Origin of the sequence: Thalassotalea fonticola (assembly GCF_032911225.1) — a bacterium.
Lineage (GTDB): Bacteria > Pseudomonadota > Gammaproteobacteria > Enterobacterales > Alteromonadaceae > Thalassotalea_A > Thalassotalea_A fonticola.
Genome location: NZ_CP136600.1, coordinates 1,240,553 through 1,257,062, shown reverse-complemented (window position 1 = coordinate 1,257,062; position 16,510 = coordinate 1,240,553). Strand labels below are relative to the sequence as shown.

Sequence of the window (16,510 nt, the reverse complement as noted above, 5' to 3'; positions counted from 1 at the left end):
AGACATAGTCAGCGCTATTGCCCTGACTATGTGGTAAGCAAACACTTAACGAATAATTACATCATAAATGTCGATAAGTTTTGCTGAAGCACCGATAAACGGTGTCACAATACAGAGGAAATATAATGAAAAACAGTTTTGAGTTATCAAAATTATTTTATGCTACAACCCTTGCTGCGAGCATGTCGTTAACGGGCTGTGGTGGTAGTGGCGATGGAGCAGACATAGAGCCACCAGCCAATGCCGTACCAACAGTTTCAATTTTTGGTGCCAATCGCGCTATAGAGCGCAGCGAAATTACCCTGGAGGCCATCGCCGAGGATATTGATGGCAGCATTAGTAATTATCAATGGGAGGTAAGTGATAGCTCGGTTACTTTAACCGGCGCTAAAAGCAAACAGGTGACATTTACCACGCCAAGTGTTGACGAAAAAATGTCTTTTACGGTCAGTGTGACTGTTACCGATGATGATGGCGCAACGGCAACACAAACCCTGGAAGTAAGCAGTGAGCCTATTTTTGAAAGCTTGACTATTTCTGGTAAAGTTATTGATAAAGCGCTTGCTTATGCTGATATCACAATAAATATTGGCGATGCACAATTCACCTCAGATACCGGTAAAACCAACAGTCTCGGGGACTATTTTATCGACTTAACCGTTGAAGAGCGCTACTTTGACGAATTGGTAAGAATTACCGCCATAGGTGACGAAAAAACAGATCAGGGTGTAAAGCTGGTTTCTGTACTGGAAAGTTTCGCCAGCTTAAAACAATTAGCCGGCAGAGATGAATATCTGGTTAAAGGTGAATACTTTGGCGTCAATGTTACCAACTATACTACGGCGCAATATATATTGGCCGAAGCACTTGAACCAGACTCTGAAATAACCACGAACAAACAGTTGCAAGATGCAATAGCTGCACTGGATGAAGATGAAGTTCTCGATTTGTCAGCCGTGATCAAGGTGATTGTTGATATCGCTGAATATGAACTACCGGAAAACAGTAACGATACCTACACCTTCGCAGCAAATCCTGATGCAGTGCATGATTATGTAACATCTTTGGTACCGGGGCTATTGGCATACGCCAGTGATGCTACCAAACGCAGTGAAGATTTAGTGCCATACCCAGACCTAGATTTAGACGGCATCATCAACTCTGAAGATGACAATATTGACGGCGATCATATAGCTGGTGATCTAGATAACAAGTCGGGTAATGCCGATGGCATTATAGATTACTTCCCTAAAGATGCCGAGCTATATGCACCAACAGTTGGTATGATCAAAAATAGCTTTTATATACGCAGGGATGAAAGAGGCGATAAACATAATATGTTATACCGCTGCGCTACTCATAACCTTGCGGCAGTAAATGCCGAGCTAAGTCGTCAAGGGCTTGAAACTAATACCCTTAATAATACATCTGTACTGGCATTTACCCGTTTAGACTGTGCTGATTTAGACTCGTTACAAGGCATTGAACATTTTACCAATTTAACTCAGCTTACACTTACCAGAGCATCCAAGGTTGATGATATTAGTGAATTGGCGGGTTTAGTAAAATTAACTCAGCTTAATATCGCTGGCGTTACGGCAGATGACTTTAACGTGCTGTCAAATTTGCCGGCATTATCCAACCTTAATGTTTCTACTACGTTAGGCTTTGACGTATCGGTACTAACTAATGCTTCCGGCTTAACTACACTAAATGCCAGCAACAGCAAGATCACTCATGTTGATTCATTAACAGCATTAACCAATTTGCAGCAGTTACACCTTGCAAACAATGAAATTGTTGATGCCAGTCCATTAACCTCTTTAACCGAGCTGACATCTTTACAATTAGCGTATAATCAAATATCAATGCTACCAGATTTTCAGCAATTGCCGTTGTTAACAGCTGTTACGCTAAACGACAACCAACTGAATAATAGCGATGTTAACTTTGCCTCTCTGCAATATTTAACCAATACAGGTAGCACGTTCAACTTGCAAAATAATGCCATTGTTGATCCAGCTCCGCTTGCGCAACTAGCTCACCTTAGCGAGTTAAATCTTGCTGGTAACCAGATAGTTGACGCCAGCTCGTTAACAAACTTGACGCAATTAAAAAAATTAAACTTGTCTAATAACAATCTCAGCGTGTTAAATTCAGGCGTTAACCCGTTAGGCTATGCGGCGACTATTGAGGAGTTATTTTTATCTTCGAATAATTTCACGACTGTGCCAAACTTTGTTGGTGCCAGTGCATTAAAAGAGTTGCAGTTAAACGGTAATCAGTTAACTAATTTAAGTGGGTTCAGTGAAATATCAAGCTTGCAGACCCTTAACCTTAAAGATAATGCTTTGTTCGCCGTGACTCCGTTAGATAATTGGGATGTGCTACCACAAGAGATAAACCTCACTAATAACCCGGATATCGAATGTGATGACAGTGTTGCGATACTTATCAGTAAAGCCGAAGCGCTTGGCGTTATTCTGTCCATGGATGACTGTGTGGTGGTAGAAATTCCAACCATACCGCAAACCATACCGCAAGATACACCGTTAAATATTGCCATGTTAAGCATGTTTGGCATAAATCAATTGGAAGGCTATGGTCCTGGTAACAGACCAACAGGGCGCAAGTATATTAGCAATGGCGTTACGTTTACCGAAAATGACCGTTGTTTATTTAAAGGCACGATGACGCAACCTTTGTGTTGGACCGCACCAATTGGTGGTGAGTATAAATGTTATGGTACTGTAGATGAAACGATTTACACCTGTAATATCCTTGATGAAACATTTGCCATGGGTGAGCATTACCCTACCTTGACCGTAGATACCCGCTTTGGTCGTCAGCCAAACGGTCGCTTTGTCAGTGACTTTGAAGGTAGATCATTATTAAATGTATTAAGCATTAGTGGTATTGGCGTGCCTCTTGAAGCCGTGGTTACTTGTTCACCTCTTTCTAGCGATGCGCAGCACGATGGTATTGAAACCAGTACCTGTACCTTGAGCAGTCACATGATTAACGGGCCGAGCATTAGCTGGAAGCAAACTCATACCTATACGGTAAAACCACAATGTAATGGTATAAAAGATGGCCATATTGCAACTTGTACGCCGTTAGCCGAGAGGCCGCAAGACGATCCTGTTCCAGGTACAAGTACGCCATTTACGTTCGACTTGGATTTATCAGCCTTCAGCTTTATTAGCCGTGAAATCGATGAGGATAAATGTATTACGCCAGGCCATTGTCAGTAACAGTAGTAACCTCTTAATAGACAAGAGAAAAGTAATCTTTTTAGGCAAAAATTGAAGCCTGATATTCTAATAAAGAATATCAGGCTTTTTTATTAGTGCGTTCCTGTTACAGAGTATGATTTACTAAGCCTGTCTGAGCTCAATAGATAATCATAATTATCAGCTTGTTAGGTCAAAGTAGTTTACGTTTAATCGATGAGATAAAAATCTTTCAGGCTAGTTGCGTGTCATACTGTTGTTCCGATGATTTTATTTTGTCAAACCATTACTCTGTACTTGACCAAGTTGTCGAATATCAGATGTTATGCAAATACCTAACACACTTGGTTTAATCCATAACCAAGCTTTTCTTACACCATTATTCTAAAAATTACCTAATTAGCAGAACTCTAAAATGCTCAATTCATCATCACTATTCATTTTCAGTTAATAAAGGTCTAGCTGCCTGTTTAATTTAGTGAGCCATTGTTTTTCGAATTGGAGCTTAATTTGATTTGTTTAAGTAGCGTAGTTTAAAAAGTTCAAGGCCATTTACATTTATTCGAAAAATTAACCCATTAAAACTAAAAAAAAACGCTACATGGTTATCTTTTTTATTTTCTGATATTTGTGTTTTTACTTGTAAGTGGCTGTTTTTATTGTTAAATAATTACAAGATAAATAAAAGATAACTAATAAATAGCGATTTGAGGTGTTGTAGCTTGTGACGGTGATTTAGGTGCGGTATTAATTTCTCACGCCTTGATAAAGGTTAACGCACTAACTGCTTTACAAAAATATGTGAACAGCAGTTAACTGCACAAAACATCACTAACTAGGAATAGATTAATGCCTAATAAACTTAGAAGTATTACCGCTGCAATTTTTGCATCTGTTGTGCTAAGCGCATGTGGTGGAGGCTCGGGCAGTTCAGATGCTGAACCAAAGGTTGTCACACCGCCGCCGCCAGCAGATACCAAACTTGTTTGGGATGATGAAAGTCAAAAGTGGGATGAAGCCGAGTGGCAATAAGCCAAGCGTTCAACGTAATAAGTAAAACAAATATAAAAACTAATTAATTTAGAAGTAAATAATTCTCAAGGATTACACATGAAATTAAAATTAACAGCATCAGCAATTGCTTTAGCATTATCATTCTCAGCAACTTCAGCTGAATTAAAAACATTCACTGCTGGTGAAGCAGCCGTAGCCGCCGACGTAAACGCAAACTTTACTGCCATTTCAATGGACGCTGCCGCTGCACAAACTGCAGCAGATGCCGCAGCAGAAAAAGCAACAACGGCTAACAATGCTGCAATGGCAGCTCAAACAGCTGCAGATGCAGCAGATGCAGCTGCAGAAGCAAACGCTACAGCTATTGAAACTAATACAGATGCCATTGCTGCAAACTCTGCAACGGTTAATGCTAATACTGCTGCTGTACAAGCTAACACTGATGCAATGGCTGCAATGGCAATGGGCAAAGTTGAGTGGCAAATGGTTAACGAGTCAGGCGAAGTAGTTGGTACTGTACTTGCAAAATCAGGTGACTTGATGAGCGTTGAATTAAGCGGTGATTCAGCTGGTCTTGTGGTTCAGGCGATTATGGGGCTTTCAGAAATCACAGGTTGGAATACATACGTAGATGCTGAAAATCGTATAGCGATGTCACACGAAGATGGCGAGTACTTAGGTTTGTCATACCGTAGTGAAGATTGTACCGGCGACGCATTTATGAAAGTTGCATGGACTGACTCAAATGGCGCTTACTATAATCCTGCCGAACAACAATGGAGTGTTGGTGGCGACCGAATTTTAACAAACAGTGTTAATGGTGAATTTTATTCAGTAGCGCTTGATTCAGAAGTTATTGCCAAGGCTGACGCCCCAACAGAGTTAATGAGTAAGATGAACAGCTCAGGTACATGTAGTACTTCTACTCACAATGCTTACTATGATTATGTACAAGCAGCACCAGAAGGTGAATTAACAGGTGTTATTGGTAGTGGTATGGCGCCGGGTAAATTTGGTATGGAAATGCCAAATATGATGGCATACGAAATGTTAGATGTTGGTGCATACACAATTTCTCGTAAATAATAAACATATCATTAATTTACTAAGAGATTAAATTGAAAAATTAATCTCTTAGTCATTAATTTATAAACAAACCAGCTATATTTAGCTGGTTTTTGTTTATCCATAGTTTATTACCGTAACAATAATTAACTATGCAGGTTACCTGTCCGATTCAGTTAATAAAGCGCGTCATGACAAGGGCTTCTGCAAAATAAAGTACAATGCTATTTATGTAAACTATAGTTAACATAAGTTAGTCAGTGTTCAAATTATATATTGGTATTACCCGAAGGAGTGATTCCAACTTAGTTTCATTTATAATATAGTTTGTTAAAGAAAAAAAAGCCCTGTAAATTCATTGGATTATTCATTTATATAGTTTGTAAATCTATGTTTACTGGTTTATTTAGGTTATTGCTCAAGGTTATATATAGATCATGATTGAAGTACCATTTCGTAAATATCAGGTTGGTCGTTGGCAAGTAGATTGTGCCCGCATGACGATTTCTTCAAACGAAAAAACCGAACAGCTTTCTGCCAAGGTCTTTGAAATTTTAAAATTGTTTATCGTCTCGAAAGAACATATTGTCAGTAAAGATAAAGCCATTGAGGTGATCTGGCTTGGCAATGAAGGTGTTGGCAAAACTGGTTTTACCAATGCGGTGTGGCAATTACGTAAAGCGTTTACTGACTTAGGCGCTGAGCCTGATGAAGTATTTGCCACCATTCAAAAAGTAGGCTATCAAATGCTGGCCAACATTGAAGGTATTGAAGAAATTAGTTCAGATAATGAATTTACTAGCCGTTATTCTAAAGCGGTAAAATATGGGGCAGTTGCCATCATTATTGTCGGGCTAATAGCTACATCAATTCGTTTTATGTCTCCGAAAACACAGGTAGATAAAGTTACTCAACATGCAACTCACATAACTAATTATGAAGGGATTGAAAAACAGCCAAGTATTAGCCCCGATGGTGCTTTTATGGCATTTCAGTGGCGCCCATTAGGAAAAACACGACAAATTTACATAAAAAATTTGCAAAATCCAGAAACACCGTTAAGAAGATTAACTACAGAAGATAATATAGAAATTTCTCCGGTTTGGTCACCATCAGGTACTGAAATCGCCTATCAAAAAATACTAGAAAATAAAGAGTGTACCATTAGCATCTATAGTCTAATTTCTAATGAAAATAGAACGATAGTTAAGGGCTGTAAGGGCGCATCTAATACTAACCCTGTTGCTTGGAGCAAGGATGGAAAAACCTTAGTTTACAATAAAGTATTGGATAACAGGGTGGCTATATTTAGTTATGATTTAGCCAGCAATAGCGAAAAACAAGTGAGCTTCCCGAAAGAAAATCATCAGGATTTATCCGTAACCTTTGTTGAAAACGATGAAAAACTAGTCATTATTCGCCGTTATTTAGAAGCTTCCGAGCTAGTGATTATTAGCGATTATAAACAACAAAATGTTAGTGAAGATTCATTCCTACAACTTGAAGCTAGAATGCTAAGTCTGGCTTGGGATGAGCGTAATCAAAAATTATTCGTCACCAAACCTCATAATGGCCTTTATGTCGTGGTTGCTATCGATTTAAAAAGTAATCAGCAACAACTTATTGATGAAACAGCAACACCAGGTACATTAGCTATCAACAGCAAAACCAATGAATTATTTTTTACCAGACATTATGCTAACGAGCAAGTTGAAGAATTATCTATTGATTCCGGCAAGGTAATAAGAAGAATTGCCTCTTCATCGCGCGATTTGTATGGTCAATATGTAAGCAATGACAACAGCATTATTTTTAATTCCAATCGCTCGGGTAACTGGGAAGTATGGCAACGAAAACAATATGTATCTAAACAACTTACTAATAATATTGGCGCTATTTCTATCCCTACAGTTTCTGCTAATGGTAGTTGGTTTGCCATGCGAGTTGACCCTAAAGGGAAAGAGCAAGCTTATTTATACATTTCTAAAATAGATGGCAGTGACATTATTATTGAAGATAAGTTAGATATGCCAATTCAAAACCCTAGTTGGTCTGTTGATGAACAACGTTTGTATTTTTCTGGCTTTAAGGACGGCAAGTGGGGGATTTTTCAATATCACTTAACAACCAGAGAAATAGAACAAATCACCCATTCAGGGGAAGTGTTTGTGCAAGAGGGGAGCGATGGAGATTTATACGTATCTAGATTTGATCAAAACGGTATTTGGAGGTTTGAACCGACCGGCAACACGTTTACCCAAGTTACTAAAAATTTGAGAAGTAAAGATTTTGCCAGCTTTTACGTTAAAGACGAGCATATTTACTTTTTAAAAAGAACTGAATCACAAGACCTGCTGATGAAGGTCAACAAAGACCTAAATGTAGAGGTTGTACTACAATTTGATGTGCTTTCTATAAGAGCTTATCAAGGCATAGCTCCAGGTGCAGATGGCAGTGTAATTGTCACTCGGCATGGAGTAATAGATGCTGATATATTTTCACTCCCGCTGTAAACTAGTTTCTCATTTGCTTTAACTTTTTTAACACTGAAGCCGGATCAGGCTTCAGTGTAACAACCACTTATCCATTAATCTGTGGCTCACTGTTTTAACCGATTTTGTTACAGCCATTTTACTTGTCCGATAGCATAACTAGCATTTAACCTCGTAACCACATAACTAACTTCTTCACCAAAATAACGTCTTTAACTAGCTAGAATAACATCTTGTTTCTGTATGCAAGTTACTGATTTTTAAGTTAATAGATATTTCAAAGATGACTTAAAGTGCAATTTTTGAGTTTGTCTTGATTGCTCTTCATGCTAATTCGGTTTAATTATACGCACCAATTAAAAGCGGTTTTTCTGCCTTGGATAACTTTATATCTAAGGTATGAATAAACTGAAAAAAATTTCTCATTGAACACAGGTATCAATAATGGCGTTTCGGAAAACCTATAATAAAATAATTTACGGCGGCTGTTTACTAACAGCAAGCATACTCACCGGCTGTGGTGGCAGCGATGGAGAATCTAACGCTCCAGATATAGTTAACCAGGCACCAACCGTTGAAATTGTCGGTAGCAATCGTGCAACCGAAAGAGAGGTGACTACGTTTAGTGCCGATGCGATGGATATTGACGGTAAAATTGCCAGTTATCAATGGAGTGTTGACACCGACACCGTTGAATTAATCGCGGCTGATAGCGCGCAGTTAAGTTTTATCACGCCAAGCATTAGCGAAAAAATGTCGTTCACTGTATCTTTAATAGTAACTGATAATGATGGGTTAACTGCAACATCGTCTACTGTGTTTACTGCAATTCCGATCAAAAAAGAGCTGCTGTTTTTCGGCCAGATTATTGATGAAGAAGTAGTAGACGCTGACGTTACCTTTGATATTGGCGATGAGAGTTTTAACACCACCGCCAATGGCTTAGGCTATTATGACCTTGAAGTTATTGTTGATGAGCGTAACTTCGGTGAACTGATCAAAATTACCGCGCTTGGCGCCATACCTGCACAAGCAAAAGTAAAGTTGGTGTCTTTGTTAGCCAGCTTTAATACGGTCTATCAACAACAAAGCTCATTGGGCTTTATCACCATTACTGAAAATTTTGGCGTCAATGTTACTAATTTATCAACTGCTCAATACCTTGTTGCTCAGCAATTAAACGACAAAGCGCCTATTACCGACGAAGATACTTACAACGAAATATATCCTAACCTTTACGATACCAGTCGCGAGAGCATGCTAGAGATTGCCGCTGTGCTCAAAGCCGTTGTTGATGTTCGTGGTAAATACACAGAATACGCATTAGCAGAAAATGTTGCAGATACCTTTGCATTATTAACAGACCCAAGCGCATACACCAATGTTTTAAATATGTTGCAAGCCGACGGTGATTTATATAACGAAACTGTACGAACGATTGTTGCCGACCCTGATATTAGCGAATTTCCAGACACCGATAACGATACTGTGTTTGATATTTTCGACCAGGATATCGATGGTGATGGTTATTTAAACATCATTAAAGATAAAGCTGGCCAGGATATTGAAGATATTGATACTGATGATTTGTATTTTGATCACCACCCATATGATGACAGCCAATACTTACCGTATGTATCGCAGTTAACGCTTAAAGATTTTGATGAAGAAAATGCCAGAAATCATGATAATGCTTTGCTTGGTTGTTTAAACGCAATGGCTCGTCGCAGTGAATACATTAGCAACACCTATGATTTGAGAAGCATGAGTAATGCACAACTAGATGTGCCGGTTACTGAGTTTACCGCCCTTAATTGTGCCGAATATAAAAAATACGGCGACATTAGTTCTGCATTGAAATACTTTGTCAATGTCACTTCGGTAGACTTTACCAATGCATCTGATATATCAGGACTTGCCCAACTAAAACATTTACCTATTACAAAGTTAACGCTCGCAGCCAATTCCAGCAGTGCGGCGCTCGCTGATTCGAACAAAACCTATGATTTTTCATTTTTAATGAATATGCCAGGTTTAACTGAATTAAATTTAGCTAATACTACCTTTAAAAATATTGACCACCTTGAAAATAACACGCAATTAATAAAACTAGATCTAAGTGGCACTGCCGTTACCAATCTTACCGCGCTAACTGGGTTTACCGAGTTAAGTGAGGTTTATGTTGCTAAAACCCTGATAACAGATTTATCGCCACTGAATGACGCTTTCGGGCTCATCTCATTAAGTGCCAGTTACAGTAAAGTTGTTACCTTGCCTAACTTCTTTAATATGCCGCAACTACGTGAGCTCGACATAGATAATAACGAAATAGTTAATGTTGACTCACTTGCCGCATTAACAAATTTTACTAAGCTAGATTTGAGTAACAATAATATTGTTAACATCGACTCTCTTGCTGCATTGACGAAGTTAACTGAACTTGACGCTAGTAATAACAATATTGTTAATGTTGCTCCACTAAAAGGCCTGGTTGAATTAACTACTTTAAATTTAAGTGATAATAATATTTCTGGCAGTATCGATGATTTAAGCAAATTAACGGCATTAACAGTATTATCTATAGATAATAATCACATTAGTAATATTGCTGGCGTTAGTGAAATGACGCAGTTAACAGAATTACGCTTAGCCAATAATGAACTACTAGGTAGTACAGTAATAAGTCCGTTAGCGGCTTTGGAGAGCCTTAATCAATTAGATCTTAGTGATAACTCCATTCGCTCAGTGGATACGTTACTTAACTGGCAAGTATTACCAGCCAAGGTGGACTTAAGAAATAATCAGCTACTGTGTGAATTGCAAGTTGCCATTAATGACAGAGCAAAAGCCGATGGAACAACACTTCTGATAGGTGATGACGACGCCGAAGAGCAATGCATCGTACCGGAAGAGTTTGATATTAAAACTGGTGGACCTTTTGGTGTTGACCCTGACGGTGAGGCGGCCAGAACTCCGTTGACTGTATTAAACTTGAGCACTCAGGTTGCCGGAATTTCATCAAATGGCTCCAGTTCCTTGGGTATTACCGATGGAATTGCCTGTATTTCAAAACACGCCGGCGAAGAAATGTATCCGATCTGTTTTGAATCGAATCACGCGTTAACCAATGATAGCAGAATTAGCTGTAAAGCCGAGGCTAACTCTTTACAGGCACAATGTCAGCCTGAAGATACTGTCAAATATGGAACCACAGAAGTCTGGCCAGGTGTTGCCTTTACTTTTGATTTTGAGCAGCGGGTGCTTCCGGGTAATAAATTTGCCGCTAGTTTTGAAGACAGGTTATTATTACAGTTGTTAAAATCTAGCAAAAGCGATCATTCCTATGACCTTAGCTGTTCGGCAGTTAGTGATGGCTTATCTACCTGTATTATGACGGCCGATGAGGAGAATCATCCAAATTCAACCTTTACCGGTACCATTAGCTGGCAACAACCACATAATAAGCCATACATACCACGCTGTTCAGGTAATGCCGGCGATACTATTGCTGTCTGTTACCCAGCCTATGACACAGTTATTCCGCGAGAAGATGGTAATGTGGATAAAACGGCCACCCCGTTTACTATAGATGTAAGGGATATTACCTACAGACCAATCAACGGTGAAGCATGTGAAGGTGGAATTGGCTGTGGAGGCTTCTAGTCACCACTAGTTAACTGACAAGCCGTTTGAAGCTGAAAAAGTCTAAATAGCCACCAATGCAAAAGTGCTTTGGTGGCTTTTTACTTCAGGGATGCAGGAATGCAAATCGCCATGGGTGGCAATAGATTTGTAACTTCAGGGATGCAGGAATGCAAATCGCCAAGGATGGTAATAGATTTGTAGCTTCAAGGATGAAGGAATGCCGGTTATTTCAAGGTAGTTGTCGCTTTCTTCCTGAACTCGTTTCAGGATCTGATTACTTTAATGAGATCCTGAAACAAGTTCAGGAAATGGTAGCAATTTTAAGTTAATCCTTCCCTTAATTGAGCCAATATATTAACACTTAACCCTTTATTTTCTAGCGATTCTAATCATAATCCGTGCAACAGTTCCGTTTAATTATGACAATAACAAAACATCACATCATAACCAGATTGTAATTTGCTGATATTTATTAACAACACCTTTAACAGCAATGCACGCCGTTGACATTATTTTTAATTTCGTCAATGCGCCATTTCCATCATTTAATGGAGTGCAACTACCTAGACTAACCCCGTTGTGTACCAAAGAGCGTTGACAAGCTTAGTTCCTGTCGACAACTAATTAACAAGCTATCTTAGCCACGCTGTTCCGCTGAGAAATTTATCGATATTTATATCAATTTTGGACAAATCGACATCAGTTTTGTTTACTGAATATCGTTAAATTTGTTTTTTTATTTTATTAACTTGTTGAAAGTAAAGGTAATAATTTTAATGATAATAAAAAGATAAATAATCAACTGAAAATAAAGAGGTTCTAAAGCTCACGCAATTGCTTAATAGAAATGCTTGCCGTATGTTGCTGCGTAAACAAATTCGACGTGAAAATTAATAAATAAATATTGCGTTGCTACACACGAAAGTTAAAAAGGAAGTCGTTTTAATGGTTTTAAAATCATCACTCCTGACCTTACTGATTGGTTCTGCTTTTAGTACTACTGCACAGGCAGATACTACTGGCAATTACTTAATTCATCCGGTAGAGAATTCTCAAGGCTCGAACAGCGATGAATTATCTGAATCCGTAGCCGAGTATAGAATACTGTTACAGCAACCTGGTGCCATAGATACCTCCTACGCAAAAAACGGTGTTAACCGTCAAGAGGCAATTAGTCAAGTCTCTTTACAGCAGCAACAATTGGTTGCTGACATCACGGCTCTTGAACCAACGGCGTATATTACCGATCGCATTCGCCTTATTGGTAATATGTTGCACGTGGTAATGCCTAAGGCTAGCGTTGATAAATTGGCGGACCATAAACATATTCACAGTATTATCGCTACGGGCAGAAAGATTGCAGCAAATAGCGAGATGCAGGCGAAAGGTTTGCAGGCTAAGGTCGAAAATCCTTACCCGCTGTTAAAAGTGAACGATGCGAAAGGCGCACCTGTGGTCGCTATTATCGGCAGCGGTGTTGATTATACCCATAAATCATTAGGCGGTAACGGTGATTATGGCCAGGCGTATGACAACATAGTCAACAGCTGGGAAGGCTTCCCTAATGATGTTGTTATTGGTGGTTTCGATTTTACTTCAGAAAGTGGTGTTTACGATTACAACCCATTGGAATATCCAAGCGACTTTTCAACCTATGTAGGTGGCACAGGTACAATGGCCGCTTCTTTGATCAAACAAGCGGCGCCCGATGCTAAAATACTAGCATATAAAGTCGAAGGTATAGCCTTTGCGGGCTACCATATAGCACAAAGGCGAGAAGCTATTCTTAGTGCGCTGGAAATGTCTATAGATCCAAACATGGATGGCGATTTGTCGGATAGTGCGGATGTCGTGATTTTAGATACTCCTGCATCGTCATTCGGTTTTTATCGAGAGTTTGAAACTGGCATCGATTCGAATAATGTTGAAGTTAAAATGTTGCGCTCACTTGCCGCAACGGGCATGCAGGTTGTGTTGCCATCAGGTGATGCCAGTGGTTTTTACGAATATCGTTTTGACTCTAATGACAATGTCATCGTCGATGAGAATGGCTTGCCAAAACGCTTTACTGTTTACCATCACAGTTATTTTAATGTCGCGCCACGTGCAACAGCACCCGAGGCCATTACTGTTGGTACGGCGTACGTTGAAAATGACCAATATCACGTCGATAAAGCGACAAGTATCGGACCTACCCGAGGTGATTCTGTATTAAAACCGGATATATTATCGGTAAACCGTGAAGTATTTGGTGCTCTTGCGGCAACTGGCTCTGGCCAAGGTAAGATGGAAACCAGTAATTTTCTATTGGCGGCGAAAGTAGCAGCAACGGCGACGTCGATCATGCAAAATCACCCGGAACTTACCCCAAGCGAAGTAAAGTCATTAATTGTTAATACCGGTAATATCAACACTATTAACGATTGGGGTGTTGCGCAAATTGGTGGTGGTACGATTCAACCATTATCGGCAAACTCTTCTTATGCTCTGATGATCGATAATGATAATCACCAACCTAGTTTAAATCTTGGGTTTTTAGATGTTAGTGGTCAACGTAGTGTTAGTCGTAATATCAAGATAAAAAATATTTCTGACAGCGAGCAACTCTATCATTCAGAAATTATCATTAATGGCAATAAAGCTTCAAACGATGCGATAAGCATTGATTTTCCAGAGACGATTATATTAGCCGCCGGTGAAGAGAAAATTGTTGCCGTAACATTTCGTATCGATGCCGCAAAGTTAGAGCGTGATATCATCACCAAAGGCACTGATTTCACCATTGAAAATTGGGACAGGCTGGCATTTCAAGGCTATTTACAACTCAATCACAGCATAAATAATGCCGCCAATATTCGCATGCCCTGGCTGGTAATGCCGCAAGTGAGTGATGATATTGAGATTGATAAAGACTCATTTGATTCCGCTTTTCATTATTCAGAATACGCATCTGGGCAGCGCAACATTGATTACACACCATTACCGCACAGTAATGTAATTGAAGACGCGCTTGAATACGGCGCCAATTTTGAAGAGCACTTAATTGATCTTGTCAATAATAGTGATTATCCGCAAACATTATACTCGATGCCGATTATTTATCGGACTGAGCGCAAACCACTTTCTTTAGCAACTAACTATGGTCATATTCCACAAACCATTGCTGGTGGCGTTTATCCAGAGGCAAGTTGTGAATCAGGTCAAAAACTTAGCATTGCCGTTACCATGTTTGACAATATTGATCTGCCCGTTGCCAACCATTTTGAGCGGGGCATGAATCTGGTCGCAATTAAGTTATATACCATGCAAGCGGTCGAGGACGCAAATTATGATAATTACGTGTTGGCAAATTCCAGCTCGCCTGATTTTCAACTTACCGAACTGACCAGTAGGTTAAATAGTGAAAACAGCTTTAGTACCCACTACATCGATTTAAGCATGGCGTATGATCGCTTCAGGCCTACGGCACGTATTAAGCCTAGTAGTTTGCCAATGATATTTACCCCGAATCGTAAAACGGTAATCAATAGCATCTGTACTAATGACTTATACCATGGTGCGATTAATGAACAAACGTTTGCTGAGCCGTTGGCGATGATTGTATCGACCGACAGAGTAGGAATTCCTGGTCCATGGGATGCGCCGTTAATTCATAACTTTACTCTTGGTGGCCTGGTAACAAATAAAGTAAATGAAGATGCCATAGATCCGGCGGAATTAGAGTGTGGCAACAATCAAATAAAAGACATTAATAAGAATTGTATAAATTACTACCCTGAAGATGTCGTTGATACCTATCTGTATGAGTATTTAGCCGACTTTGGCTTGCGTAAGGGCGATCTTTCGCCGGTCTGTTATGTCAATGGAGGTGTTAATTTTGAATGTAGAATTGAACATGAATTGTTTGTTGAAGCGATTCAGTTTGATTCACCATTAATTGCCAACGGTGAATTAATATGTGATTTTCCGGCCAAAAGCGTTACGGCAAATTGTATCGCCGAGCAAATCAAAAATTCAACTAAGATTGCTGAAATTGATAAGTGGCAATATGAAATAACCGTAAAGCTCGATACCTTGCTTATTCCACCTGTATTTGATGGTTCACCAGGCACGTCGTCTTTTACTGGCACTATGTTTAAATTTGCGCAGTTCAATAGAGCTGAGCAAACAACGTTTGACTGGCAAGATAGCATTACATTGCAGCCCAACACTCGAGCGAAAACATCAACCTTGTATTCTGCAGAGTGTTCAGTGGTGAACGTAGAAATCCGTAAATGTTCAGAAGGAGCTGCCGTATTTAACCCACAAACTGGTTATTATGTTATCGCTGGTAACAACTCAGTTTTACCGGTTATTGAACCAGGCCAAATATTCTCAGTAGCTGAGAATACAGCAATTGGTGAAGCGTTTGGACAAGTACAATTAACTGATACAACATTGATTAGCGGCTTAATCACTGCCGAAGCCGAATTGACGTTAATTGGTGACAGTGCCGGCGCACCTTTCCAGCTTTCTTCTGATGGCGTGTTATCAATTCGTGATACATCTCGCATCGATTACGAAACACATCAACATTACCCTTTGTTGGTGAGCGTTAAAGTTGGCCAGAACAACGGTCTGACCCAGCAGATTGATGTATATATTACCAACTCAAACGACAATGCTCCGCAGCAAGTTTCAGCGATAGAAGACTTTATCGGTGTGCAAGGGCAAGCCATTGATGCCAAGGACTTATCTGTATATTTCACCGATATTGATGGTATTGGTCTTAAATACAAAGCTAAAAACTTACCGCAAGGCTTGCTTTTAAACAGTGCTGGCCTATTGACAGGAACGCCGCTTGTTAATGGCGAATTCACTGCACAGATCACCGTCAATGACGGCCAAAACTTCTACCAGGCAGATATGGCATTTAACATCGCCGCAACGAGTACTGACTCAAACAATGAAAAAAGCTCATCCGGTGGTTCGATTTATATATTGCTGTCGTTAGTGCTGTTTTGTAGTCGCCGTTTTAGATAATTATGTGTCGGAAAGAGTCTGATTCTTTCCGTAAGGAAT

The 16,510-nt window shown here is 39.6% G+C and carries 7 protein-coding genes; all 7 read left to right on the top strand.

From position 1 onward, the window contains the following. Positions 1-125: 125 nt before the first annotated feature. The 7 genes from RI844_RS05210 to RI844_RS05180 all read left to right on the top strand — a co-directional run bounded on the left by RI844_RS05210 (position 126) and on the right by RI844_RS05180 (position 16,471). A complete protein-coding gene (locus tag RI844_RS05210) occupies positions 126-3,254 on the top strand; it encodes a leucine-rich repeat domain-containing protein (RefSeq protein ID WP_348397388.1) in 3,129 nt (1,042 codons plus the stop codon). 828 nt (positions 3,255-4,082) lie between these two features. Further along, positions 4,083-4,265 (top strand): hypothetical protein, encoded by a 183-nt coding sequence (locus RI844_RS05205; protein ID WP_348397387.1) that lies wholly within the window; start codon positions 4,083-4,085, stop codon positions 4,263-4,265. A gap of 78 nt (positions 4,266-4,343) precedes the next feature. Continuing rightward, positions 4,344-5,333 (top strand): hypothetical protein, encoded by a 990-nt coding sequence (locus tag RI844_RS05200; RefSeq protein WP_348397386.1) that lies wholly within the window; start codon positions 4,344-4,346, stop codon positions 5,331-5,333. A gap of 416 nt (positions 5,334-5,749) precedes the next feature. Next, positions 5,750-7,825 (top strand): DUF5050 domain-containing protein, encoded by a 2,076-nt coding sequence (locus tag RI844_RS05195; RefSeq protein WP_348397385.1) that lies wholly within the window; start codon positions 5,750-5,752, stop codon positions 7,823-7,825. 423 nt (positions 7,826-8,248) lie between these two features. Further along, positions 8,249-11,467 carry a leucine-rich repeat domain-containing protein gene (locus RI844_RS05190; RefSeq protein ID WP_348397384.1) on the top strand — a complete coding sequence of 1,073 codons (3,219 nt, stop codon included), beginning with the start codon at positions 8,249-8,251 and terminating at the stop codon, positions 11,465-11,467. A gap of 149 nt (positions 11,468-11,616) precedes the next feature. Further along, on the top strand, positions 11,617-11,778 hold the full coding sequence (locus RI844_RS05185) for a hypothetical protein (RefSeq protein WP_348397383.1): 162 nt from the start codon (positions 11,617-11,619) through the stop codon (positions 11,776-11,778). A 616-nt stretch (positions 11,779-12,394) separates the two neighbouring features. Continuing rightward, positions 12,395-16,471 (top strand): hypothetical protein, encoded by a 4,077-nt coding sequence (locus tag RI844_RS05180; RefSeq protein WP_348397382.1) that lies wholly within the window; start codon positions 12,395-12,397, stop codon positions 16,469-16,471. The last annotated feature ends 39 nt before the right edge of the window (positions 16,472-16,510 follow it).

What these genes read in the sequence shown, in the direction of transcription:
- RI844_RS05195 (WP_348397385.1), top strand. Translation starts at nt 5,750, where the DNA reads ATGATTGAAGTACCATTTCGTAAATATCAGGTTGGTCGTTGGCAAGTA.
- RI844_RS05180 (WP_348397382.1), top strand. Translation starts at nt 12,395, where the DNA reads ATGGTTTTAAAATCATCACTCCTGACCTTACTGATTGGTTCTGCTTTT.
- RI844_RS05190 (WP_348397384.1), top strand. Translation starts at nt 8,249, where the DNA reads ATGGCGTTTCGGAAAACCTATAATAAAATAATTTACGGCGGCTGTTTA.
- RI844_RS05185 (WP_348397383.1), top strand. Translation starts at nt 11,617, where the DNA reads ATGCAAATCGCCAAGGATGGTAATAGATTTGTAGCTTCAAGGATGAAG.
- RI844_RS05210 (WP_348397388.1), top strand. Translation starts at nt 126, where the DNA reads ATGAAAAACAGTTTTGAGTTATCAAAATTATTTTATGCTACAACCCTT.
- RI844_RS05205 (WP_348397387.1), top strand. Translation starts at nt 4,083, where the DNA reads ATGCCTAATAAACTTAGAAGTATTACCGCTGCAATTTTTGCATCTGTT.
- RI844_RS05200 (WP_348397386.1), top strand. Translation starts at nt 4,344, where the DNA reads ATGAAATTAAAATTAACAGCATCAGCAATTGCTTTAGCATTATCATTC.